Genomic DNA, 23839 nt, shown 5'->3' on the forward strand with positions numbered 1-23839 from the left:
AAATTTTAAAAACTGAGTTTAAGATTTAATGGTAATGGGCTCCAGTTTCCAAATATCGTCGTTATATTCTTTCATGGTTCTATCTGTTGAAAAAATACCACTACGAGCTGAGTTAACAATACTCATTCTTGTCCAGTTACTACGATTTTGATAGGCCTGTGCCGCTTGCTCTTGAATTTCAATATAGCTTTGGAAATCTGCTAATGTCATCCAAGGATCACTTGGGCTTTTGATTGAATTGATCATATCGTTAAAGATGCCTGGTTCAAATTGATTAAAATGACCAGACTCTAATAGAGACATTACTGACTGCAACGCATGACTTTCATTGATGTAATTTTGCGGCTGATAATGGTGGCGTAACTCTTCGACTTCTGGAGTTTGTAGGCCAAACAAGAAAAAGTTCTCATCACCTACCGCATCCCGAATCTCTACATTAGCACCATCTAAAGTACCAATAGTTAAAGCCCCATTCATCATAAACTTCATATTCCCCGTGCCAGAAGCTTCTTTACCCGCGGTAGAAATCTGTTCAGATAAATCTGTACCGGGACAAATTACTTCCATTGCAGACACTCGATAATTAGGGAAGAACACCACTTTTAATTTATTGCCCACATCTGGATCGGCATTAACGATTTGTGCAACATTGTTAATTAGCTTAATAATATTTTTTGCCATTGCGTAACCTGGCGCAGCTTTACCACCAAAAATCACACTACGGTTTGTCCAGTTGTGGGTATCACCACTTTTAATGCGTGCGTACAGGTGAATTACATGCAATACATTTAATAATTGTCGCTTGTATTCATGAATACGTTTCACTTGGACATCAAACATTGATTCAATATCCAATTTAACCCCTGTTTCTTTGGCAACCATCTCGGCTAAACGTTGTTTATTATTTTGCTTAACTTGATACCAGGCCTGCTGAAATTTTGCATCTGTTGCCAAAGGTTCAATTTTTTCAAGTTCAGTAAGTTCGGTAATCCAATTCTCACCAATCTTTTCTTTTAACAAGGCTCTTAACTCTGGATTACAACCTGCTAGCCAGCGACGCTGAGTAACACCATTGGTTTTGTTATTAAATTTTTCAGGCCACAACTGATAAAAATCATTAAACAAACCTTCTTTTAATAACTCTGAATGCAGAGCCGCAACTCCATTTACAGAATGGCTACCTACTATCGCTAAATAAGCCATACAAACATTATTATGCTCATCAATAATCGACATACGACGCTGTCTATCAACATCTGCTGGCCATTTCATAGAAACTTGACTTAGGAAACGGTGATTGATTTCATAAATAATTTCTAATGGGCGTGGCAATAGCTTTTCAAACAAGCCAACAGACCATTTTTCTAAAGCTTCAGGTAACAATGTATGGTTCGTATAAGCCATCGTTTGAGTTGTTATTGTCCAAGCTTCGTCCCACTCTATGCCCTCTTTATCAACCAAAAGACGCATCAATTCAGCCACAGCTAAACTTGGGTGAGTATCGTTAAGCTGAAAAGCATTATATTTGGCAAAGTCGGTAAAATTACTGTACTTTAGCTTCCATTGCTCAACAACATCTTGCAGACTGGCTGAAACCAAAAAGTATTGTTGTTTCAAGCGTAACTCTTTACCATTTTCACTGCTGTCATTTGGATATAACACCATAGTTATATTTTCTGCTTCAGCTTTTTCTGCCACAGCTTCATGATATGAACCAGCATTAAACTCTGATAAATTAAATCCTTCTTGAGCCTGTGCAGACCAAAGTCTAAGTGTATTTACCGTATTATTTTTAAACCCTGGAATAGGCACATCAAACGGCACCGCTTCAACCACTTCGGCATGCTCCCAATGCACAATAAGCTGACCGTTATGAGGATCAATATACTCACGCGTTTCACCCCCAAACTTAATCACTCTGGTATATTCGGCTCGCTCAATCTCCCACGGATATGGGCCAACACCTAACCAATGGTCTGGCTCTTCAATTTGATAACCGTTTTGAATTAATTGGCGAAACATTCCATATTCATAACGTAGACCATATCCCATAACAGGTAACTGTAAGGTGGCACAACTATCCATAAAACAAGCCGCTAATCGTCCTAAACCACCATTACCTAAACCTGCATCGCGTTCTGCTTCTTCAAGCTCTTCTAAATCTATGCCTAGGTCATACATCGCTTGTTGGGTTTCAGACTCCACACCCAAATTTAGCAAGTTATTTGTTAAAGAGCGACCAATCAAAAACTCCATAGAAAGGTAATAGGCTTTCTTTAATTTTTTATCATTGTAAGCTTCCCACGTCTTTTTCCAATGCGTCATTAATCTATCTCGCATGGTATAAGACAATGCCTTATAAAGGTAATAATCATCAGAAGTGATATTTCTTCCTAATGTGTGACATAGGTAGCGTAAAAAATCACTTTCAATATCTTCTTTTTCCATACCAATATGCTGCAACATATCAATTATGACGTCCATTCTTTTTGCTTCTGTCTGCGTAGGCATTTACTTTTTCTCCGAATACATTTCTACATATTTTTTTGCACTATGTTTCCAATCTAATGACTGTTCCATACCTGTTTTTTGAATTTTTTGCCAGGTACGTTTCTTGCCAAAAAGGTGCAAAGCATGCAAGATGGTTGATTTAAGAGCGTGACGACTTGGGTCATAAAACACAAACCCGGTTGCCGTTCCTGCTTTGATATTTTCATCCGTGGCATTAACAACGGTGTCAGCCAGTCCACCCGTATGGTGGACAATCGGAGGCGTGCCATACGCTAAGCTATACATTTGATTTAAACCACAAGGCTCAAAACGAGACGGCATTAAAAACATATCTGCTCCCGCTTCAACCCTGTGTGCTAATGATTCTGAATACCCTATAAATGCCCAAATACGGCTAGGGAACTTTTGTGCTAATAGTTTAACTTGGGCTTCATAACTCTTTTCACCCGTCCCTACTATCACAAAGTTTGCATTGGTTTGCTGAATAATTTCGGGCATGACATCTAAGACTAAATCCATGCCTTTTTGGCTAACCATTCGACCTACAAATCCAATTAAGGGTTTATCTAAACAGTTGGCTAAACGAGCCGTTGACTTTTTCTCTTTCTCACCTCTTAACAAACATAACTCGCTCAGCAAGGCTTCTTTATTGGCTAGTTTTCCTGCTATTCGGCCTTTTTTAACCGAATAATTTTGCACAATTAAGTTATCTGTTTCCGGGTTCCAAACATGATCATCAATACCATTAATAATACCAACCAAACGCCCTTCTTCATAACGTTTTTGCAATACGCCTTCAAGCCCATAAGCAAACTCTGGATAACAGATTTCCTTTGCATAAGTTGGGCTTACCGTAGAGACCCAATCCGCTTTAATTAAGCCCGCCTTGAGCATTGAAAAATGGCCATAAAACTCAACGCCTTCAACATCCCAAAGCGACCAAGGTAAACGTAAACTATCAAATAAAGATTTAGGGAAGTTACCTGGATATGCCATATTGTGAACTGTAAAAACAGTTTTTGGGGCTTCTTTTTCTAAACTTAACAGTGCTGGAACTAAACCTGTTTGCCAATCATTTGCGTTAACAACATCTGGCTTCCATTTTAACCCTAAACGATCCATAGCAATTTCAGTTACCACCGCTGAAAATACTGCAAAACGTTCTCCGTTATCCCACCAGTCGGTTCCATCTGCAGCTAAATATGGATTACCAGGCCTATCAAAAAGTTCTGGAATATCCACTAGCCAAACAGGAAAATCAACACCTTTAATTGCACCTACTTTCAGTTGCAAAATTTGTACATTTAAAACCTTTCCACAACCTTGAACACTTAACTTCGCCACCTTTTTAAGGGATTTTGGTGGGATTTTTTTTAATACTGATTGGTATGCTGGTAACACCAAACGAGCTTTATGCTTTAACGCCACTAATGCATTGGGCAAGCTACCCGAAACATCTGCTAAACCACCTGTTTTAACAAAAGGATGGGCTTCAGATGAGGCAAAAAGAATTTTCATGCAGTTTCCTAATTCTTAAAATTTTATATATTGAAGTATAAACGTAACTATTTTTTATTCTGATTTAGCTTTGCTTAACTTACTCAAGCCTTAAAACCAAAACACTTAACGGTGGCAAGGTTAGTTCAGCTGAATATGGCTGATTCATCCAAGGTTGTTCTTCACTCACCACTAGCCCTGCATTACCAATATTTGCTCCGCCAAAGATTTCAGAGTCTGAGTTTAAAACTTCAATGTAATTACCCGCTTGTGGTAATCCAATTCTGTAATGCTCTCTAGGCACAGGAGTAAAATTAAAGACACAGATGACTTTTTGGTTATCTGAATGACGTATAAAACTCAAAATAGATTGTTGATAATCATGGCAATCAACCCATTCAAAGCCACTAGATTCAAAATCTCGTTCATAAAGTGCTGGGTGTGATTTATACAACTCATTCACTGATTTAGCCAATAACTGTATGCCTCTATTTAACGGCTGATCACATAAATACCAGTCTAAAGAGCGAGACTCACTCCATTCACCCCATTGAGCAAATTCACACCCCATAAACAATAGTTTTTTACCTGGGTGCAATGCTTGATAAGCCAACAATAAACGTAAATTAGCCGCTTTTTGCCAGTTATCACCTGGCATTTTGGCGATTAAAGAACCTTTTAAATGCACCACTTCGTCATGAGACAGTGGTAAAACAAAGTTTTCAGTGTATGCATACATTTGACTAAACGTCAGTTGATTGTGGTGATAAGGCCTAAAAATTGGAGCTTTTTCAAAATAGTCTAGAGTGTCATTCATCCACCCCATATTCCATTTCATTGAAAAACCTAACCCACCCATCCAAGTTGGTCTAGAAACCATTGGCCAAGAAGTGGATTCTTCTGCCATCACCACAGCACCAGGGCATTGAGCGTGTACTTGTTCATTTAAAGCACGTAAAAAATCTATGGCTTCTATATTTTCGCGCCCACCATATTCATTGGGTACCCACTCGCCATTTTCGCGTGAATAATCTAAATACAGCATTGAAGCAACCGCATCTACACGCAAGCCATCAATATGTAATTCTTTAAGCCAATAAAGAGCATTACTGATTAAAAAGTTACGCACTTCATTGCGGCCAAAATTAAAGATGTACGTTCCCCAGTCTTGATGCTCTCCTTTTCGAGGATCTTCATGTTCGTAAAGAGCACTACCGTCAAAACGACCAATTGCAAATTCATCTTTAGGAAAGTGAGCGGGTACCCAATCTAAAAATACGCCTATTTCATTTTGATGACAATGATCTACAAAATAACGAAAATCATCTGGTGTTCCAAAACGACTGGTTGGCGAAAAATACCCGGTAGTTTGGTAACCCCAAGATTCATCTAATGGGTGCTCTGAAATTGGCAGTAACTCTATATGGGTGTAACCCATCCACTTCACATATTCAACCAAACGATGAGCTATCTCTCGGTAGTTTAAAAAACCACCATCATCACCTCTCTGCCAGGAACCTAAATGCACCTCATAGATGTTTATTGGTGATTTTTGCCAATCAAATTCAGATAAGTTTTTTCTCCAGGCCTGGTCTTTCCATGTATATTCAGAGTCATAAACAATACAACCTGTTTTTGGTCTATATTCCATAGAAACGGCGTAAGGATCAGTCTTGGTAAAGCTTTGACCTGATTGGCGATTACGTATTTCAAACTTATAAATATCACCAGCCTGCAAACCAGGGATAAACAACTCCCAAACACCAGACCCACCGTTTACACGCATTGGGTGACGAAGACCATGCCAACCATTAAAGTCACCAACCACAGAAACACGCTCAGCGGCTGGAGCCCAAACGGCAAATTGCACACCAGCAATACCATCGACTTTTTTAGGGTGAGCTCCTAAAACATCATATAAACGCCAATGCTGGCCTTCTGAAAACAGATGTAAATCTAACTCGCCTAATTGAGGTAAAAAAGTGTACGGCGAAACCGCTGTATGCTCTGAGTTATCGTCTTCAATCCACTTAACCGAGAAATGTTTTGGCAAGGCCTCTTTTTGCTTATCGGTAATAAAGGCCATAAACATATCAGAGCCTTCAACACGATGTAGTTCAATCCCTTCAATACTTGCCTTTTCTGCGGTAGGTAACCAAGCGGTTAATGTCCAACCATTTTCTTTATGGATATCTTTTTCAGCCGGGTCAACAGGATGGCAACCTAAAAAGTGAAAAGGATCATGGTGTCGACCTTCAGCCAGTACCCGAATATTTGTTTGTAACAATTTACCAAGTGTTTGCCAACTTATTTGCATCTACGTTTTACCAACTTTATGTATTATTTCTACTCAAAAATTCTGCAGAATTCTAAATAAAAAACAGGCAATTTGCCTCTATTCTAGTTTATGTAATTATCTGATTTTTTTACGTTATTTATTTAAACGGCCAGAGGCTTCTAATAATATATGAATGTTTTGTGCCAAGTCCTGCGGCACTTGTGTCCAATCAAATTGCCACTGCCAATTACCTTCACAAACACCAGGTACATTCATACGGTGTTCACCATTCAACTTTAAAAAATCTTGCATTGGCACAATCACTCGTTGAGCAACAGAATCAAATGCGGCAATAATCAACGGCCAAGGCATAGGATTAGCATACTCTTCATCCAGTGAAGTTTCAGCCAGTTTATGCTCAACCAATGGCATTAATTGTTGTAAAACCCAATCTTGAGTACCAGGGTTTTCACTTTGAAACCAACCTAAAGAGGTATCGTTATCATGAGTACCTGTATAAGCAATGGAATGTTCTACCTGTTCGTTTAAAGAATGCGGGTTATCTGGCAAGCCATTAAAGCCAAACTGTAAAACGGACATACCTGGCAAGTCATACTTTTCTTTTAGAGCGACCACTTCATCTGTAATAATCCCTAAATCTTCTGCAACTAAAGGTAAATCAGGAAAATCCGTTTTCAATGCATTTAACAATTCATCACCAGGGGTTTTTACCCAATTACCATTAATCGCCGTTTCTTCTTTAGAGTCAATTTCCCAGGAAGCTTCTAAACCTCTAAAATGGTCGATTCTTACTAAATCAAACTGCTCTAATGCATCTGCAACCCGTTTACGCCACCAACTAAAACCGTCTGTTTGCATAACTGGCCAGTTGTAATGCGGGTTTCCCCAACGCTGACCGGTTTCTGAAAAATAGTCTGGTGGTACCCCCGTTACAACAGTTGGGTTCAAGTGCTCATCTAACTTAAATTGCTCTGGATTTGCCCACACGTCAGCACTGTCAAAAGCCACAAAAATCGGCATATCACCGAATAGTTTTATCCCTCTTTGATTGGCATCTTGTTTCAATTTTTTCCACAACATTTTAAGGACAAATTGTTGTTTTTTGAGTTCAGTTAACTGTACATGATATGTCTTTGCAAATTCGGTTAAAGCCTCTGTTTCTCTGTACTTTAAACTATGCGGCCAAGAGACCCAAGAAGCGTGTTGTTGACTCTCTCTAATCGCCATAAATAGTGCGTAGTCTTCAAGCCAGTGTGGTGGTTGGCTTAAATAATCAGCAAAACCAACTTCATCAAAATTAGCAGACCAATTTTCAGGAAGTAATGCTGGATTTAATGCAAACGCCGAAACAGACTGATAAGGCGAAAGATCATCATGTGGCTGAGTGAGTGGAAGCATTTGCCATATAGACAATCCAGCAGTTTGCATCCAGTCTAAAAACAACCAGGCCTGGTCATTTAATTGGCCTGGCAAACCATTTTCATTTGGTAATGAAGTTGGATGAAGTAACACACCTGCTTGTCTTTTATTCACACAGTTATCTCTTCTCTATATATTTAAAAGCTTCACCACGAAACAAAGAACTCAACTCTACAGCCGGTTTAATTAGTTTCATGGTCAACTCAACATCAATTACGACGCATAGTTCCTGAGTTTTCCATCTCGCCACCGCCATAAGAGATTGGAACATCTAAACTCACAGGTGGTGTTTGTTTTAATAGGTCATATAAACGAGTTAAGTGTCTTCGGTAAAGCTTATCAAAGTCTTGCACGCTGTCTGATGGGTTATATCCACCAAACCACCAAAACCAGTCTGAGCCTTCACAAATTGCTAATTGCTCTGTTGCTTGTTTGCACTCTTCTGCAGTTAATTCACCTGTTGCCAGCACCTCGTCAAAACACTGTTTTGCTTCAACCAGTAAATCCCAACCTTTATTCTTATCTTCGTCACCAATCCAGGTAGAAAAAGAACCATACACCCAACTACCGGCTTTAAGCACAGGTAAATGACGAACTTTAGCTCCTTTCTCTAATGACTCTGAAAAGGTTGTCATTTCAATATGTGGGTGACTAGATAGTTTGTCATATAAAGCACTTAAAAAATGGTTTGCGTTTTCGGGATAATATTCCCAAGCATTTTCACCATCTAAAATAACAGAGACAACATGCTCTTCAACTTCACTACTTAAAAAATTAGCAATGTTATCCATGTGCTGAGCAAAATCATTGGCAGCATCTATTGGGTTCCAATCTTTATATTGAAAACCGACCATATCTGATAAACCGTCGTCTCTAAAGAACATAGCACAGTTTTGTGATGCATGTTGTAACGGCTGATATAAAGCTCTTTTGCTATGCAAGTCATGCTGATTCACGCAAGATGCTTCACATGAATGTCGCCAAACGCCTTCTCCGGATGCAGTCCACTTAATATCATATTCATCGAGCATACCTACCGCAGCACTACTGATTGCGCCTTCTGACAACCAAATACCTTTTGGCTTAGTACCAAAATGCTGTTCATAGACCTCAAAACCATGCTCCATATGCCATTTTGAACGCTGATAACCATCAGGATACTCTTCATAAATAGGTGAAGGGGCATCTGGCATAGCGTCTCTCATAGAAGTAAAATCAATGAGAAGTGGAACAATAGGATGACCATAAGGTGTCATAGATATTTCAATTTGACCCTTTTCCATCAATGCTCGATAACGAGGAATAATACTTTCTAAAGCATCAGCCATAATTTCAATTAAGATGCGTTGATCTGCTTTTGAAAACTGGCTTTTCTTAGACATCATGGACTCCAGGCGGGAATCATTTTCGCGTAAACTTTCCCCCATCCAAGCCAAGTGGTACCACACTAAAATATCAGTAAAAAACTGTTTATTTAAATAGCCTAATTGCTGATTTTGGCCTGCCTCTAATTTGGGGTTATAGCAAGCGAAATCTACCAGTTTCTTAAACTCAGGTAACACATCAATCATGGTTGGCCCATGAGCACGTAAACAATCACTTACTACTTGCTCACGCCCTTCAATCGTTGCTGGAATTTCAGTCTGTCCTGCAACTAAATTAAGTAGAGGATCTTGCATTGGTGTGTCGTTTTTAAGCCACTCACGCATTTGGGTTGCATAATCATCAAGCTGTTCTAGTAAAACTGGAGCAAAGTTAACAACGACTTTGGCAGCTGGACATTTTTCTAGATGCCACACCATATCGGCATAATCTTTAATCGCGTGTAAATACACCCACGGCAATCTATAAAGACCATCTAAACCGTCTCGGTAATGAGGTTGGTGCATATGCCAACACAAAACCACTTTTAACTTTTTCTTTTCCATAACCTGCTTCTTAACTTAGTCTTTAAATTTTTATTTTTTATTATTGGTACTGGATAGCAGAATTTGCGTTAAAAGGCTATCTGCTTACCTTAAAGTATGTAATTTTTGCCCCAACATTTCAGGCGTGACCAATACGATGCCTGAAGATTCTTCAACATAAAAACGTTTAGCATCTTCTATTGGGTCTTCGCCAATAATGGTGCCTTCAGGAATAATTGCCCCCTTATCAATCACCGCATTTTGAATACGTGAATTACGACCAACTTCAACTCGTGGTAGTAGTACAGAATCTTTAATATGTGAATAACTATGCACACGAGACCCACTGCCCACAACCGAACGTTTAATTCGTGCTCCTGAGATAATACATCCACCTGCCACCATTGAATCAATTGCCTCACCACGTCGACCTTCATCATCAAATGTAAATTTTGCGGGTGGCATCTGTGCTTGATAGGTCCAAATCGGCCAATCACGATCATACAAATTCAGTTCAGGTTCAATTGAACAAAGGTCTAAATTTGCTTTCCAAAATGATTCAATCGTCCCAACATCTCGCCAATAAACGGGGTCACCAACTTCATCCACAAATGGATAAGCCTGCACATTCCAATCTTCAATAATAGAAGGAATAATGTCTTTACCAAAGTCACGAGATGAATGTGGATTATCGCTGTCTTCAATTAACTTCTGAAATAAAAATTCGGTTGAAAATATATAAATTCCCATCGATGCCAAAGCCTTACCGGGCTTGCCTGGCATAGATTCAGGGTTAGCTGGCTTTTCAGTAAACTTAGTGATTTTAAAGTTTTCATCTACTGACATTACTCCAAAACCAGTTGCTTCTTCCTTAGGCACTTCAATACAACCAACGGTAACATCTGCTCCAGAATTAGCATGCTCTACCAACATCTTGCTGTAATCCATAGAGTAGATATGATCTCCCCCTAAAACCATGACATACTCTGGTGTATGGCGACGCATAATATCAAGGTTTTGATATAAGGCATCTGCAGTTCCTTTATACCAATCTTTATCAACACGTTGCTGAGCCGGAAGTAACTCTACAAACTCACCCACTTCATAACGCATAAAACTCCATGCACGTTGAATATGGCGGATAAGAGAGTGCGATTTATATTGGGTAAGTACACCAATTTTACGAATCCCAGAGTTAACACAATTAGACAATACAAAATCAACAATTCGGTATTTACCGCCAAAAGGTACAGCAGGTTTTGCTCGCCAACGAGTTAAATCTTTTAGACGACTTCCTTCACCACCTGCCAACACTATAGCTAAAGTTTTTCTTGTTAAATCTGTTGCCGATTTAGTTTCACAATAATATTTCATTCAGCATTCCTCATACCAATAGGGGATTAAAACCATTTTAAAAAGCGTTATGAAGGCAATAAACAACAATAAAATCGAATTATTATTTTCTTGTTAAAACGCTTTTTTCTTTAAAAATTAAGTTAATTTCATTCTGACTTGTTATTCAGTCATCTTTCTTGCCGCTTGCATGGCTCCTCTAAGGCCTAGGCTCTCGTTGGTAACCAAAAATATAGGCATTTTTTTTGTCACTTTGGACATTCGCCCTTTTTCTAAAAAGGCATTAACAAAAAAATCAGATTGCATCCAGTTTTTAATCTTCAAAGCTATACCACCTGCAAGATAAATTCCACCTGGAGCGTTCCAAAGCAGTGCAGCCGCACCAACAAAAGCACCATAGATGGTCACTAATTCAGTAATTGCTTTAATTGCAACAATATCACCAGACTCTGAAAGTTTATGAATATCGGGGGCTGAGAGTGTTTTTATTGGTGATTTCGCACCATCTCTAAAACTTTCATATGCAAAAGGTAAGCCTAACTCTTTATTTAGTTGGTTAAAAACCTTATTTTTATGAAGTTTTTGTGAACTTGTTTGAGAATAAGTATTAGGTAAATCATGCAAAAGAAAAAACTCATATAAAGTTTCCAGGCCAGGTCCAGACAGAACACGCTCATAAGAAACATGTTGCCATTTTTGCCAAAGCCAGTTAAGCAATATTTGTTGAGTTTCAGAAATAGGGGCAAAATCAAAATGCCCACCTTCAGAGCTTTGCGGCAGGTAATTGTTACCGTCATAAAATATCGGAGCAACTCCCAAACCAGTCCCTGCTCCGATAACTAAGCGATTACCTATAAAGCTTGGGTTATTGCTCGGTTTTTGAATCTTTTCAATTGAAGTATTTTCAGGTTGATAAAGTGGGAACTTTTCTTCACTGGTTAAAGCTTCTACCCCTAAAGCAGCGGCGTAAAAATCATTTACAAAAAGAACCTGCTTAATATTACAAGCCTGTTCAATTAAATCCGCATTCACAACCCAAGGTAAGTTGGTCAATTCAACCACTCTTCCACTTACTGGGCCTGGTAAACCAAAACAAGCAGATTCAATTTGATTATTTTGTAAATCGATATTTTTAAGAGAAGAGAGAAATGTAGAGATGATTGACTCTAGTGAATCGAACTCACAGCAAAGAAACCGCTGTTCACCAATAACTTGATCAGGTTTAAAAAATTCGCTGTTTTGCACAACTCTATTTGGCGAAATTTGTATCAATTGAAGTAACGCTTTTGTTCCTCCAATGTCTCCCGCCAAATAAATCATTTACATATCCTCTAAACAGGTAATGAGATCATGGCGAGTGAGATGACTACCGCCATATGCTTTTGCACAAAAATGATTATGATTTTTACTCAAAGTCAGCATAGAGTGAATCCAATCCCTCACAAACTAGATGATTAAAAAAGCTATGGGCTTCTTGAATTCGTGCGGTTGCTTGAGAATCAACCTGTAAGCAGTAGTCTGCCTCTTTACTCATTCGACTAGGCTCTTTACCAATTAAAGCCACAACAACACAACGGCACTGTTTTGCCATCTCTATAGCTTTAATTACATTGGCACTATTGCCTGATGTGGACATTGCAATAACCACATCACCAGGCCTGCTAATTCCTTGAATTTGTCGGGCAAAAACCGTTTCAAAATCATAGTCATTAGAGTGTGCTGTTAAGATTGAGGTATCAGTGGTTAAGGCAATAGAGGCAATTGGTTGCCTATTTCTTACATAACGCACCATTAATTCAGCCGCCATGTGCTGAGCATCTGCGGCACTACCTCCATTCCCCAACCATAGTACTTTTCCTCCTGCCTCTACAGAGGTTTGTATAGCCTTAACAACATCTTCTACCAGGCCTGCTTGTTTTATAACAGACTCTAAAGCCGTTTTGCTTTCGGCTAAGGCTTTTTTAAAATGAATAACAGGAGGTTTTGACATCTATTTTTTAAATTCTTATATTTTGTTTATCTATTTTTTCTATTGTGCTGGGTTTTAATTTCTAATCTGTTTGGATTTTATCGACCAACTTACTGGTTGAATAACCGTCCCAAAAAGAGAGTATCTCAACTTGTCCACCTGCATCCCAAACACATTGGGCACCAGCAATTTCTTCTGGTTTATAGTCGCCGCCTTTTACCAAAACATCTGGCAGCAATTTACAAATCAATCGCTCTGGGGTTTCTTCATTAAATGAAACCACCCAATCTACGCAACTTAAGGCTGACAACAACTCCATTCTGCCATCTACACCTACAATTGGTCTAGAGTCACCTTTAAGTTTTTTTACTGACTCATCAGAATTTACGGCAATAATTAAACGTTCGCCTAACTTAGCGGCTTCATTTAAGTAACGAACATGACCACTATGCAACAGATCAAAGCAACCGTTAGTAAAGACCACTTTTTCGCCATTTTTTTGGGATAATTTCACTAACTCTAACAGTTCATCTTCATTCATGGCCACATAACCTTTGTGACGCATATCCGCTTTAATCGCTTCATCTAGTTCGGCTTTTGAAACCGTTGATGTTCCTACTTTTCTAACCACTACACTGGCGGCTTGGTTAGCCAAATGTACAGAATTCTGTAAAGATAAACCACTCGCAAATCCAGTGGCTAAAGCCGCCATAACCGTATCGCCAGCCCCTGTAACATCATACACCTCTTGAGCTCTTGATTTTAACAAGTAAGGTGTATCTTTTTGCGTAATTAATGCCATACCGTGTTCACTGCGAGTCACCAATAGAGCCTGAAGTGATAAATCGTCAATTAATTTACTGGCTTTTTCTACTACCGCATCATCATCGACTGCTTGCCCAACAATCGCTTCAAACTCACTTTGGTTTGGTTTAATCAAAGTCGCACTTTGGTAACGGCTAAAGTCTAATCCTTTTGGATCAACCAACACTGGTACATTAGCTTCAATCGCAACAGCAATCATTTGTTCTACAAACTGCAACGCACCTTTGGCGTAATCCGATAAAACTAAAACATCGTAATCTGCAATATGCTTTTTAACTAAATCAACCAAAACCTGAGCTGGTACTTCAGGCACGGGCTCTTCAAAATCCATTCGGATAAGCTGCTGGTGATGACTTAACACTCTTAACTTACAAATAGTGCCACTTGGAGATAATGACCAATCTGTTTTAACCCCTGCTTGATGCATTAAATGGGTTAACTGCTGACCGTGTTGATCTTGCCCACCCTCTTCCGTTTGACCAATCACCCCTAGCAGACAAGCTTTTGCGCCAAGAGCCGCAACGTTTAAGGCTACGTTAGCCGCTCCGCCGGCTCGCATCTCTTCATTAGCGACTTTTACCACTGGAACAGGAGCTTCTGGTGAAATCCTGCCTGCTCGTCCATTCCAATATTGATCCAACATCACATCCCCAACAACAAGGATTTTAGATTGTGAAAAGTCGTGCATAAGATTCCTTACCAAAAAACAGAAATGAGACAGTTAAAAAAGTAACAATTAATATAAAGTTTGCTAAAAAATATCTGAATCAAACAGCGTATAAGCATACTCACTACAAACAGCTAAAATTTGATCTCATTTATTTCTCAACCCTCTATCGTGCAAAGGTCTCATAGATAGATTAAAATGTGCCAACAGTTTATCAGGAATCCTTTACATGCAAAATTCAAAAACCACATTTTCTGTTGTTTTAAGTACATTAATTTCAATTAGCGTACTTCTGCCAACCGCTTCTTATGCTCAAAACTCTAACAATGGCCCTATGTCTCTAGCAATATTGGGGGCTATTGGTTCTTTAGGATTTGCTTGTTATGAGGGTAAACCGCCTTGTATTTTAGGATCACAACTCAATACCGACAAACTGACATTCAGCACAGATATTGGTGAAGACAGCTCATTAAAACATGAGCGAATCGCGATTGGTGCTGATTGGAATCAAAAAGTGTATGAAGCAAAAAACTGGGAAGTCGTTGGTCGCTGGGATTTAAGCCTGCACCACTGGCACTCTGACAAAAAGAATATCGTTAATGATTCAGGTTATATTATTGGCTTAACGCCAGTGTTTCAGTACCAGCTAAAAAATCTGTCTTACACTCCTTTTGTAGAAATGGGCGGCGGTCCACATTTATTGAGTGATATTCATTTAGAAAACGACTATAAATCTACCCAGTTTCAGTTTGGTAGTATTTTTGGCTTAGGTGTTAAACGTGGTAATTTTGAAGTAAGTTACCGTTACCTACATATTTCTAATGCTGGTATTGAGATGCCTAACCCAGGTACAGATATTCACAATATTCACGTTGGTTACCATTTTTAAAGCCCACGCTAATAAAAATTTAAAACCAAAAATTTAAAAACCAAAAAGTTAAACACTTAACCAACTTAACCAACAAAATTATTAAACACAACTAAGGTTAGCTATAGATTATGTCAATTGACTATCAAGCCATTGCAAAACAAGTTTTAGACATTGAAGCCGAGGCGGTTTTACACCTTAAAACACTGATTGATGACAACTTCTCAGGCAGTGTAGAAGCTATTTTGAATACTCAAGGCCGAGTGGTAATTTGCGGCATGGGTAAATCAGGATTAATCGGTAAAAAAATCATGGCAACCTTTGCTAGTACAGGAACTCCATGCTTTTTTATGCATCCAGGTGAAGCGTTTCATGGTGATTTAGGCATGGTATCGCCAAAAGATGTGTTTTTGGCGTTATCAAACTCTGGAGAAACGGAAGAGGTTATTCGCCTACTGCCATTTTTGAAAGACAATGGCAATGTGGTTATCTCGATGACGGGTCGTCCAGATTCGACCTTAGCACTAAACGCCGATTTTCATTTAAATATCGCTGTACCAAAAGAAGCCTGCCCGCATCAGTTAGCCCCAACTTCATCCACTACCGCTACCCTAGTGATGGGTGATGCTTTGGCAGTAGCATTAATGGAAGCCAGAAATTTTCAGCCACACGAATTTGCCCGCTTTCACCCTGGTGGTAGCTTAGGCCGCAAACTACTTACTCGTGTTAAACATGAAATGACTAGCAAAAACCTACCAATGGTTACGGCTAACTCTTCTGTTCAAGAAGTGATTCACACTATGAATGAAGGCCGTTTAGGACTATGCATTGTCGATAACGGTAAAGGCATTATTACCGATGGCGATTTACGCCGTCATATGGAAACCAACTCAGCTAACTTTATGCAGTTGACCGCACAAGATTTAATGGGATTAAACCCAAAAACGATTGATGCTGAAGCACGCTTAAATGAAGCCGAAGAGATGATGAATGAAAATAAAATCACCTCTTTATTGGTGACTGAAAATGGTAAAGTTGCTGGTGTTATTCAAATTTACGATTTGAATGGTTAACAAGCTTAATGGCTAATCAAAAAGCGTCATTCTCTGTTAAGAAATTAAACCTAAATTCAAATTTACCAGGCCTGGTTAAATGAACCTATTCAGCTATCGTCTTCTAACAACTCTTGCAATGCCTTTGATTGCCTATTCGGGTTGGAAGCGATGCCGAAAACACCAAGCCCAACAGCTGCAAAACCCAGACTTGCCAGAGATACCAGACTGTTTCAGAAGTCGTTTTGGTTTTAATCGCCAAGCCTACCAAACGGGCGGTATTTGGATTCATGCAGTTTCAGTAGGTGAAACCCGCTCAATATTTCCATTGCTTAACGCCCTAAAAAGTCAGTATCCAAATCTACCGCTAACTGTCACTAATGGCTCAACTCAGGGTGCGTTACAAGCATTACAGTTCTCTCCCGTTGCCATTCAGCATCAAATGCTACCGTACGACTATCCTTTTGCGGTTAAACGTTTTTTAAACCAAATCAAACCAAAATTAGTGATTATGGTTGAAACCGAGATTTGGCCTAACCTTTACCAGGCCTGTAAAAATCAAAATATCCCCGTTATATTGATTAATGCCCGTTTAAAAGAATCCTCATTTAAAGCCTACCAAAAATGGGGCGGTAGGTTGATTGCTAACGCATTAAACCAAACTCAGTTTATTAGTGCTCAATTTCCAACCGATGCCGATCACTTTAAAGCCTTGGGAGCAAAGGAATCTAAAATCAAAGTTTTGGGCAACCTTAAATTTGATTTAACGATTCAAGACAACTTAATCGATAATGCCAACCGCTGGCGAGCAGATAATAACTTAACTGCAACGCCTATTTGGGTAGCTGCCAGCACCCATGCTCACCCTAATAGCAATGATCTAGAACAAAGTGAAGAGCAACTCATTTTAGATGCCCACAAACAGCTGTTAACCAAAATACCCAATGCACTATTAATCATAGTCCCTAGACACGCAGACCGCTTTGAACAAGTCGCCCAATTATTGAATAACAGTGGGCTCGACTGGCAACAACGCAGTCAATCACAAGAACCTACCCCTAATACTCAAGTCTATCTTGCCGATACGGTTGGCGAATTAATGCAGTGGTTTGCCGCAGGTGATGTGGCATTTATTGGTGGCAGCTTAGTGCCGTTTGGAGGGCATAATATTTTAGAACCGGCGGCACTTAACACCCCCGTAATTTCAGGTGAATATTTTGCCAATCTTAAGGCATTATTTGAGCCATTTATTGAGGACGAGGCTATTAAGATTGTAAAAAACAGTGATGAACTGGCCGATAGCCTTATTCAAATCTTACAAAACCCAGACAAAGCTAAACAATTAGCTGATAAAGCTCATGACTGTTTTGCCACTCAAACTGGTGCATTACAACGCACAATGACTTTAATTAACGAGTTATTAAGCCAACATTAATTTAACGTTTAGACGATCAAATAAACGTTGAAAGATATTCAATCTAAAGTTTTAAACATCTTATTATTTCAATTTACCACAGTCCTCAAGGGGGTATAAAGGCCTGGTAAATTGTGTTGCAAACCGCTACTTATTCATAAAATAAAACATAAAAAAAGCCCGGTTAATCTTTTTAACCAGGCTCATTGATTACACCTCAGTGTAAGTTTTATGTACTCTAACCTTTATTACTAGTGCTTCTCATAAGCTTTATGCGATAAATATAACGCTAAAGAAACCATCATAATCGCTAGCGAGTAATAAAGTAGCTCAAGCGGTTCTGTTGGTTTTAAGAAAATCGCCTGTTCAAAAAACATAACGATCAAGATCAACACAATCACTTTTGCTAAACGGTCTTTTAAATCATCTAATGAATTGATAAATAAAATGTTGCTAGCACCGTGTTTACTGCCTGCAATATCTATCTTAGAGATAAACAGTTCATACAAACCTAAAGAAAAAATGAGCAAAATTGCACCCAAAAGATAACCATCAACCGAACCAACAATATGGGCAACAGTTTGTGACTTTAACAAGGCACGACCAGCATCATCCAGTTGGTGATAATGAGTCAAATGACTGATGGTGTAAAACACATCTACCGTGGTGGTATAAAAAATAGCAAACGCAGTAAACAAACTGGCAACTACCGCAACCAACACCACAAAACGGCTGTTCCATAAAGCCGATTCAACTATTCTCTCAGTAACACCTTGGTCTTTAACCGTACACACGACTTCAGGCTCATTATATTTATTTTCACTTTCATGGTTGGCCATCAAACTCTCCTGTAAATTCATTTTTACCATGCATTTATCCCCCTTGCGGGGTGTGGTAAATTTAAAAATGTGCTTTAATTTTGTTTAACTTTAATTCGATTTAACTCAACTCTTCAATCGTTAAGTTGTGATTCGTGTAAATACATAAATCACCCGCAATATGCAAAGACTTCTCAACCACATCACGTGCCGATAACTGGGTATTCTCCATCAACGCTTGTGCTGCAGAATGGGCGTAACTTCCACCTGAACCAATCGCAATAAAATCGTCTTGCGGTTCAATAACATCACCCGTTCCCGAAATCAGTAACATATTGTCTTTATCTGCCACCAACATCATCGCCTCTAATTTACGTAAAGCACGGTCAGTTCGCCAATCTTTCGCCATCTCAACAGCGGCACGCATTAACTGACCATTATGCGTTTGCAAACGCCCTTCAAAACGTTCAAATAAAGTAAATGCATCCGCAGTAGCTCCGGCAAATCCAGCAATCACTTGACCACTATATAAACGACGCACCTTACGAGCATTGCCCTTCATGACCACATGACCCAAAGTCACTTGACCGTCTCCACCAATAACCATTTGGCCATTACGTTTAGCACATAAAATTGTAGTTCCGTGAAAAGACATATCTTTCCTTTTAGTTTGTAACTTGATTTTTAATTAGGCTATTTTAAAGTAATTTGATTTAGATAAGACAAAAATTGTTTTTAATGCGATGTTTAACGTTTCACCACGAAGATACGGAGCCACGAAGGTTTAAAGATAAAGCAAAAACAGATTCCCGTGAATGACAGCGTGTAGTGGTGGTTGTTTAAATTACCAGGCCTGGCATGCCCTGTGGCCATCTAAATTTTGTAGGCATAGGGTAAATTTAAAAACCTTTGAGGTTCGCAGTAGCTTATTGAATTTTGTAAAAATGACATAGGAGCGTAATGAGAAGCCTAAAATCAAGGCAAAAATCTATTTTTGCACGGAGCGTACATAAGTACGTGAGTACAAAAATGACTTTTTAACGCAGAGATTGATACTCCCAAAAACACCGACTTAACTAAAAGCGTGGCGAGAACCTCAAAATCGCGGCGGAAAGTTGATTTAAAAGCGGAGTTTACTTTAGTAAATGAGCATTTTAAATTGGCTTTTCAACAAAGAGTTTGAGGTTCGCAGTAGCTTTTAGGATTTTTTTGCTCTGGGATGTGCTTTATCATACACCTGCGCCAAATGCTGCATATCTAACTTGGTATAGATTTGCGTGGTAGAAAGATTGGCGTGGCCTAAAATCTCTTGAACCGCTCTCAAATCACCACTGGACTCTAGAACGTGAGTAGCACAGGCGTGACGTAATCTGTGGGGTGACATTTTAGTTGGTAGACCTGCAAGGGTGGTACGTTTATCTAATTGGGTTTGAATAGAGCGTACATTTAAACGGCTTCCACGTTGGTTAACAAATACCGCATTTTCATTATCTTGAGCATGCTCATGGCGAATCTGCAACCAATTTTGAATGGCGGTTTGGGCTTTTGAGCCAACTGGGGCTAGGCGTTCTTTTTGCCCTTTACCTAAAACACGCACCCAACCAGAACCCATTTCATCCAGACCTGGAGAAATATCTAACTCTGCACATTCAGAAACACGTAAACCTGCTGAATATAACAACTCAAAAATGGCTTGATCACGAATGTCTTGCCAGGTATCTAAAGGTTGGTCTAGTAAACGAGACATCCAATCCACATCAACACTTTTTGGCAATGGTTGTGGCTGTTTTGGTGCCTTAACGCCTTTTGCTGGATTTTTTAACACTAGGTTCTTTTGCAAAAGATAATCGTAAAAAGAACGAATAGCCGATAACTGCCTGGCTAGGGTTCTGGCACTGATTCCATGTTGCACTCGGTAGGATAAAAAGGCCCGTATTGCTTGGGAGTCGATAATCTGCCAATCACTAAATTGATGAATACTATTCATTAAGGCTTGGTGAGAATCTTCGCTCGAATCTTCCATGTCATCCGCTAAATAGAATTTTAAAAAATCTTCAATATCTCGCTGATAACTAGACACCGTATGCACAGATTTATTTTGTGACTGCATGTGGCGTATAAAAGATTCTAGAGCGTTAAGGTTCATAACAAACTACTACTTTACAAAAAGGTGGTTTAAACGGGCAGTAACCAATTCGGCCATCATATTTAAAAAATATGTACCTAAATCTGGATGAAAACGGTCTGTTTTACTACCCAAAGCCAAGACTCCCCAAACGCGTTCACTACCTAATGGCAATAAACAGACCGATTGCATGAGTTCGTCGGTATGAAACAAGCCTTTTTGCCAATCGTTTTCAAGCAACCCGCAAACTGGTTTATGAAGCACCAAAGATTGTTTTAATGCATCATTCCAAGACTGACTGACGCCTAACTGGTGCATACCATGCAAGCTAATTTGAGGCACGTCCCAAGAGACCATAGCAACTTGATCGACCTTAAATACCGTTTTCATTTGTTCATAGATAGTATCCACCGTGGCTTGCTCTGTTTGAGCCGCCATTAAGGCTTTGGTAAACTGCTGAACTTTATAAAAAAGCTGACCATTTTCTGAAGCGATATCCATTAAATTATCCACTTCAATTTGCAATGAGTCACGTTGCTCTCTGAGTTGATACACTTGTCGTTCTAGCAAAGAAACGGCTTTACCCGACTTTGGGTGTGGAATACTTAAACGGTCTAACAATCGCGGAAATACATGAAAAAAAGTGGGATTGTTATTTAGATAATCCACCACTTCTTCAGCAGAAAGATTGGTTTTGCTTAAAGGTCCGCTCACGGCTTTCATATTCATACCAAAATTTCTCCTTCAAATACGGTAACGGCTGGCCCACTCATCCATACTGGCGAATCTTCATTGCCATCCCACTCAATCAATAAATCGCCTCCCGGCAAACTCACAGTAACTTTATCGCCAACTTGCTGCCAATGTCTTAACACCACCATTGCCGCACAAGCACCTGTTCCACAGGCTAATGTCTCAGCTGCACCACGTTCATAAACACGTAATTTTATGTGCGTTTTATCTACCGCTTGAGCAAAACCTACGTTGACGCGTTCAGGAAAACTCGGATGAGATTCAACCGCCGCACCAAACTTTTCAACCGGTGCAGTTTTAATGTCATCCACCGGTAATACGGCATGTGGATTACCCATTGAAACCGCACCAATCAGTACGGTTTCTCCCAATACATTCAGTGCATATTCATCTGCTTTTTCATTTGCTAAAAAAGGCAAACTCGCTGGTTCAAAATTAGGCAATCCCATATTTACTTTTACCCAGCCAGAGTCTTCGATATAAAGCACAATAATGCCAGAGGCCGTTTCTACAACAATCTCAGTTTTATCGGTTAAGCCTTTTTCATACACAAAACGAGCAAAACAGCGTGCTCCATTACCACATTGCTGAACCTCAGAACCATCCGCATTAAAAATACGATAACGAAAATCCACATTTTCTTGAGTTGCATTTTCAACAACCAATAATTGGTCAAAGCCAATACCAAAATATCGGTTAGCCCATTCACGAATCGCTGATGCTTCAAGCTCAACCTTTTGGTGAATGGCATCAATCACCATAAAATCATTGCCTAAGCCCTGCATTTTGGTAAATTTTAACGGCGTTGATTTCGCCAAAGTATGTTGTATTTGTGCTGACATTTCTTTCCTTAAACCGCCATCTCTTTTAATACAGCTGAATTTATCACGCCAACCAAGGATTGGCAAACCATCAACACACAATGCGGGCAATTTTCCTTTATAATGTGTTTTTTATACGTTTGCATGTGCCACAAAGGTCTTGCGACCGTTTATTTACCTAATTTTTGCTCATTCGTTTAAGGACCGCTTTTTAATGATGACCCCAAAAGAAATCGTTCACAGTTTAGATTCTCACATTGTTGGCCAAGCAGATGCTAAAAGAGCTGTAGCTATTGCTCTTAGAAACCGCTGGAGACGCAGTCAACTTAGTGATGATTTGCGTTCAGAAGTCACTCCAAAAAACATTTTGATGATTGGTCCAACGGGCGTAGGTAAAACTGAGATTGCACGCCGTTTAGCAAAACTCGCTAATGCACCATTCTTAAAGATAGAAGCGACTAAGTTTACCGAAGTGGGTTATGTAGGCCGCGATGTGGATTCTATTATCCGTGATTTAGCAGAAAGTGCGGTAAAAATGACCCGTGAAAGTGCTATTCAAAACGTGCAACGCCAAGCTGAAGACAAAGCGGAAGAGCGTATTTTAGACATTTTGCTTCCTCCTGCTCGTGGTCATGAAGAAGAGAGTTATGACAATATGTCAGAGACTCGCCAAAAATTTCGTAAACGTTTACGTGAAGGTGATTTAGACGATAAAGAGATTGAACTTGACCTTTCTGCGGCTCCTGCTCATGTTGAAATCTTAGGTGCACCTGGCATGGAAGAAATGACTCAACAACTGCAAGGTATGTTTGAGGGCATGGGCAAAGGCAAAAAAGAAAAACGTAAGCTTCCGATTAAAAAAGCTCTAAAAGCCCTAACCGAAGAAGAAGCACAACGTTTAGTTAATGAAGAAGAGATTAAAACCAATGCCATTGAAAACGTAGAGCAAAACGGCATTGTCTTTATTGATGAAATTGATAAGGTTGCTAAACGCCAAGATGCCAGTGGCGGTGATGTTTCTCGTGAAGGTGTGCAACGTGATTTACTCCCTTTAATTGAAGGTAGCACCATCTCAACCAAATACGGCATGATTAAAACCGACCATATTCTATTTATTGCCTCTGGTGCATTTCACTTAGCAAAACCATCTGACTTAATTCCAGAGCTACAAGGCCGTTTGCCAATTCGCGTTGAGTTAAAGTCTTTGCGTGTTGAAGATTTTGTAAGAATCCTTACGGAACCAAAAGCCGCCTTAACGACGCAAGCGGTTGCTTTATTAAAAACCGAAGGGGTTGATTTAAGTTTTACTGAAGATGGAATTCAACGTTTGGCTGAAATTGCCTTTCAAGTAAACGAAAACACAGAAAATATTGGGGCACGTCGCTTACACACGGTATTAGAGCGTTTATTAGAAGATATCTCTTTTGAAGCTCCTACCATGTCAGGTGCAAAAATTGAAGTCAATGCGGCTTTGGTAGATGAACGTTTAGGTGAGCTGGCTGTTGACCAAGATTTATCGCAATATATTCTGTAACTAGAGC

The 23839-nt window shown here is 39.4% G+C and carries 18 protein-coding genes; 4 read left to right on the forward strand and 14 right to left on the reverse strand.

Annotated elements, in window-relative coordinates:
- Window positions 1–18: 18 nt before the first annotated feature.
- The 9 genes from ACORJQ_RS11725 to hldE all read right to left on the reverse strand — a co-directional run bounded on the left by ACORJQ_RS11725 (window position 19) and on the right by hldE (window position 14468).
- The gene (locus ACORJQ_RS11725) at window positions 19–2511 is read right to left on the reverse strand and encodes a glycogen/starch/alpha-glucan phosphorylase (protein WP_321324747.1); all 2493 of its coding nucleotides are present in this window, start codon (window positions 2509–2511) and stop codon (window positions 19–21) included.
- Window positions 2512–4029, reverse strand: coding sequence for a glycogen synthase GlgA (glgA, locus tag ACORJQ_RS11730; protein ID WP_321324748.1), 1518 nt, complete (start codon window positions 4027–4029; stop codon window positions 2512–2514).
- A 79-nt stretch (window positions 4030–4108) separates the two neighbouring features.
- Window positions 4109–6325, reverse strand: coding sequence for a 1,4-alpha-glucan branching protein GlgB (gene glgB, locus ACORJQ_RS11735; protein WP_321324750.1), 2217 nt, complete (start codon window positions 6323–6325; stop codon window positions 4109–4111).
- Window positions 6326–6439: 114 nt separating this feature from the next.
- Window positions 6440–7840: a 4-alpha-glucanotransferase gene (malQ, locus tag ACORJQ_RS11740; RefSeq protein WP_321324751.1), complete on the reverse strand. Its 1401-nt coding sequence runs from the start codon at window positions 7838–7840 to the stop codon at window positions 6440–6442.
- 95 nt (window positions 7841–7935) lie between these two features.
- Entirely contained in the window at window positions 7936–9654 is a 1719-nt protein-coding gene (locus ACORJQ_RS11745) for a glycoside hydrolase family 57 protein (protein ID WP_321324754.1), read from the reverse strand.
- A gap of 84 nt (window positions 9655–9738) precedes the next feature.
- Window positions 9739–11007, reverse strand: coding sequence for a glucose-1-phosphate adenylyltransferase (glgC, locus tag ACORJQ_RS11750; protein ID WP_321324756.1), 1269 nt, complete (start codon window positions 11005–11007; stop codon window positions 9739–9741).
- Between the two features lie 141 nt (window positions 11008–11148).
- Window positions 11149–12306: a glucokinase gene (locus ACORJQ_RS11755; RefSeq protein ID WP_321324758.1), complete on the reverse strand. Its 1158-nt coding sequence runs from the start codon at window positions 12304–12306 to the stop codon at window positions 11149–11151.
- Between the two features lie 85 nt (window positions 12307–12391).
- Window positions 12392–12976, reverse strand: coding sequence for a D-sedoheptulose-7-phosphate isomerase (locus ACORJQ_RS11760; RefSeq protein WP_321324760.1), 585 nt, complete (start codon window positions 12974–12976; stop codon window positions 12392–12394).
- A 61-nt stretch (window positions 12977–13037) separates the two neighbouring features.
- A complete protein-coding gene (gene hldE, locus ACORJQ_RS11765; protein WP_321324762.1) occupies window positions 13038–14468 on the reverse strand; it encodes a bifunctional D-glycero-beta-D-manno-heptose-7-phosphate kinase/D-glycero-beta-D-manno-heptose 1-phosphate adenylyltransferase HldE in 1431 nt (476 codons plus the stop codon).
- Window positions 14469–14676: 208 nt separating this feature from the next.
- On the opposite strand from hldE, the gene ACORJQ_RS11770 reads away from it, so the two are divergent.
- From ACORJQ_RS11770 to waaA, 3 genes are all read left to right on the forward strand, one after another.
- Window positions 14677–15336, forward strand: a complete 660-nt coding sequence (locus tag ACORJQ_RS11770; RefSeq protein WP_321324763.1) for an acyloxyacyl hydrolase — start codon at window positions 14677–14679, stop codon at window positions 15334–15336.
- 110 nt (window positions 15337–15446) lie between these two features.
- A complete protein-coding gene (locus ACORJQ_RS11775; protein ID WP_321324765.1) occupies window positions 15447–16388 on the forward strand; it encodes a KpsF/GutQ family sugar-phosphate isomerase in 942 nt (313 codons plus the stop codon).
- A gap of 79 nt (window positions 16389–16467) precedes the next feature.
- Window positions 16468–17802 (forward strand): lipid IV(A) 3-deoxy-D-manno-octulosonic acid transferase, encoded by a 1335-nt coding sequence (gene waaA / locus ACORJQ_RS11780; RefSeq protein ID WP_321324766.1) that lies wholly within the window; start codon window positions 16468–16470, stop codon window positions 17800–17802.
- A 230-nt stretch (window positions 17803–18032) separates the two neighbouring features.
- Here the strand turns inward: waaA and ACORJQ_RS11785 are convergent, their stop codons facing one another.
- The 5 genes from ACORJQ_RS11785 to dapF all read right to left on the reverse strand — a co-directional run bounded on the left by ACORJQ_RS11785 (window position 18033) and on the right by dapF (window position 22319).
- On the reverse strand, window positions 18033–18620 hold the full coding sequence (locus ACORJQ_RS11785) for a YqhA family protein (protein WP_321324768.1): 588 nt from the start codon (window positions 18618–18620) through the stop codon (window positions 18033–18035).
- Between the two features lie 100 nt (window positions 18621–18720).
- Window positions 18721–19254: an ATP-dependent protease subunit HslV gene (gene hslV, locus ACORJQ_RS11790; RefSeq protein ID WP_321324770.1), complete on the reverse strand. Its 534-nt coding sequence runs from the start codon at window positions 19252–19254 to the stop codon at window positions 18721–18723.
- Window positions 19255–19797: 543 nt separating this feature from the next.
- On the reverse strand, window positions 19798–20745 hold the full coding sequence (gene xerC, locus ACORJQ_RS11795) for a tyrosine recombinase XerC (RefSeq protein WP_321324772.1): 948 nt from the start codon (window positions 20743–20745) through the stop codon (window positions 19798–19800).
- A gap of 9 nt (window positions 20746–20754) precedes the next feature.
- Window positions 20755–21453 (reverse strand): DUF484 family protein, encoded by a 699-nt coding sequence (locus ACORJQ_RS11800; protein ID WP_321324773.1) that lies wholly within the window; start codon window positions 21451–21453, stop codon window positions 20755–20757.
- Complete coding sequence (dapF, locus tag ACORJQ_RS11805) at window positions 21450–22319, reverse strand: diaminopimelate epimerase (protein WP_321324775.1); 870 nt, start codon at window positions 22317–22319, stop codon at window positions 21450–21452. The genes ACORJQ_RS11800 and dapF overlap by 4 nt, the downstream gene beginning before the upstream one ends.
- A 193-nt stretch (window positions 22320–22512) precedes the next feature.
- On the opposite strand from dapF, the gene hslU reads away from it, so the two are divergent.
- Complete coding sequence (gene hslU / locus ACORJQ_RS11810) at window positions 22513–23832, forward strand: ATP-dependent protease ATPase subunit HslU (protein ID WP_321324776.1); 1320 nt, start codon at window positions 22513–22515, stop codon at window positions 23830–23832.
- Window positions 23833–23839: the final 7 nt, after the last annotated feature.

The sequence above is a fragment of the Thiomicrorhabdus sp. genome (assembly GCF_963662555.1).
In the GTDB taxonomy this organism is placed as follows: Bacteria; Pseudomonadota; Gammaproteobacteria; order Thiomicrospirales; family Thiomicrospiraceae; genus Thiomicrorhabdus.

Bases quoted from the DNA above. Each gene is read 5' to 3' on its own strand.
- ACORJQ_RS11725 (WP_321324747.1), bottom strand. From the start codon at position 2,511: ATGCCTACGCAGACAGAAGCAAAAAGAATGGACGTCATAATTGATATG.
- glgA (WP_321324748.1), bottom strand. From the start codon at position 4,029: ATGAAAATTCTTTTTGCCTCATCTGAAGCCCATCCTTTTGTTAAAACA.
- glgB (WP_321324750.1), bottom strand. From the start codon at position 6,325: ATGCAAATAAGTTGGCAAACACTTGGTAAATTGTTACAAACAAATATT.
- ACORJQ_RS11745 (WP_321324754.1), bottom strand. From the start codon at position 9,654: ATGGAAAAGAAAAAGTTAAAAGTGGTTTTGTGTTGGCATATGCACCAA.
- glgC (WP_321324756.1), bottom strand. From the start codon at position 11,007: ATGAAATATTATTGTGAAACTAAATCGGCAACAGATTTAACAAGAAAA.
- ACORJQ_RS11755 (WP_321324758.1), bottom strand. From the start codon at position 12,306: ATGATTTATTTGGCGGGAGACATTGGAGGAACAAAAGCGTTACTTCAA.
- ACORJQ_RS11760 (WP_321324760.1), bottom strand. From the start codon at position 12,976: ATGTCAAAACCTCCTGTTATTCATTTTAAAAAAGCCTTAGCCGAAAGC.
- hldE (WP_321324762.1), bottom strand. From the start codon at position 14,468: ATGCACGACTTTTCACAATCTAAAATCCTTGTTGTTGGGGATGTGATG.
- ACORJQ_RS11770 (WP_321324763.1), top strand. From the start codon at position 14,677: ATGCAAAATTCAAAAACCACATTTTCTGTTGTTTTAAGTACATTAATT.
- ACORJQ_RS11775 (WP_321324765.1), top strand. From the start codon at position 15,447: ATGTCAATTGACTATCAAGCCATTGCAAAACAAGTTTTAGACATTGAA.
- waaA (WP_321324766.1), top strand. From the start codon at position 16,468: ATGAACCTATTCAGCTATCGTCTTCTAACAACTCTTGCAATGCCTTTG.
- ACORJQ_RS11785 (WP_321324768.1), bottom strand. From the start codon at position 18,620: ATGGCCAACCATGAAAGTGAAAATAAATATAATGAGCCTGAAGTCGTG.
- hslV (WP_321324770.1), bottom strand. From the start codon at position 19,254: ATGTCTTTTCACGGAACTACAATTTTATGTGCTAAACGTAATGGCCAA.
- xerC (WP_321324772.1), bottom strand. From the start codon at position 20,745: ATGAACCTTAACGCTCTAGAATCTTTTATACGCCACATGCAGTCACAA.
- ACORJQ_RS11800 (WP_321324773.1), bottom strand. From the start codon at position 21,453: ATGAATATGAAAGCCGTGAGCGGACCTTTAAGCAAAACCAATCTTTCT.
- dapF (WP_321324775.1), bottom strand. From the start codon at position 22,319: ATGTCAGCACAAATACAACATACTTTGGCGAAATCAACGCCGTTAAAA.
- hslU (WP_321324776.1), top strand. From the start codon at position 22,513: ATGATGACCCCAAAAGAAATCGTTCACAGTTTAGATTCTCACATTGTT.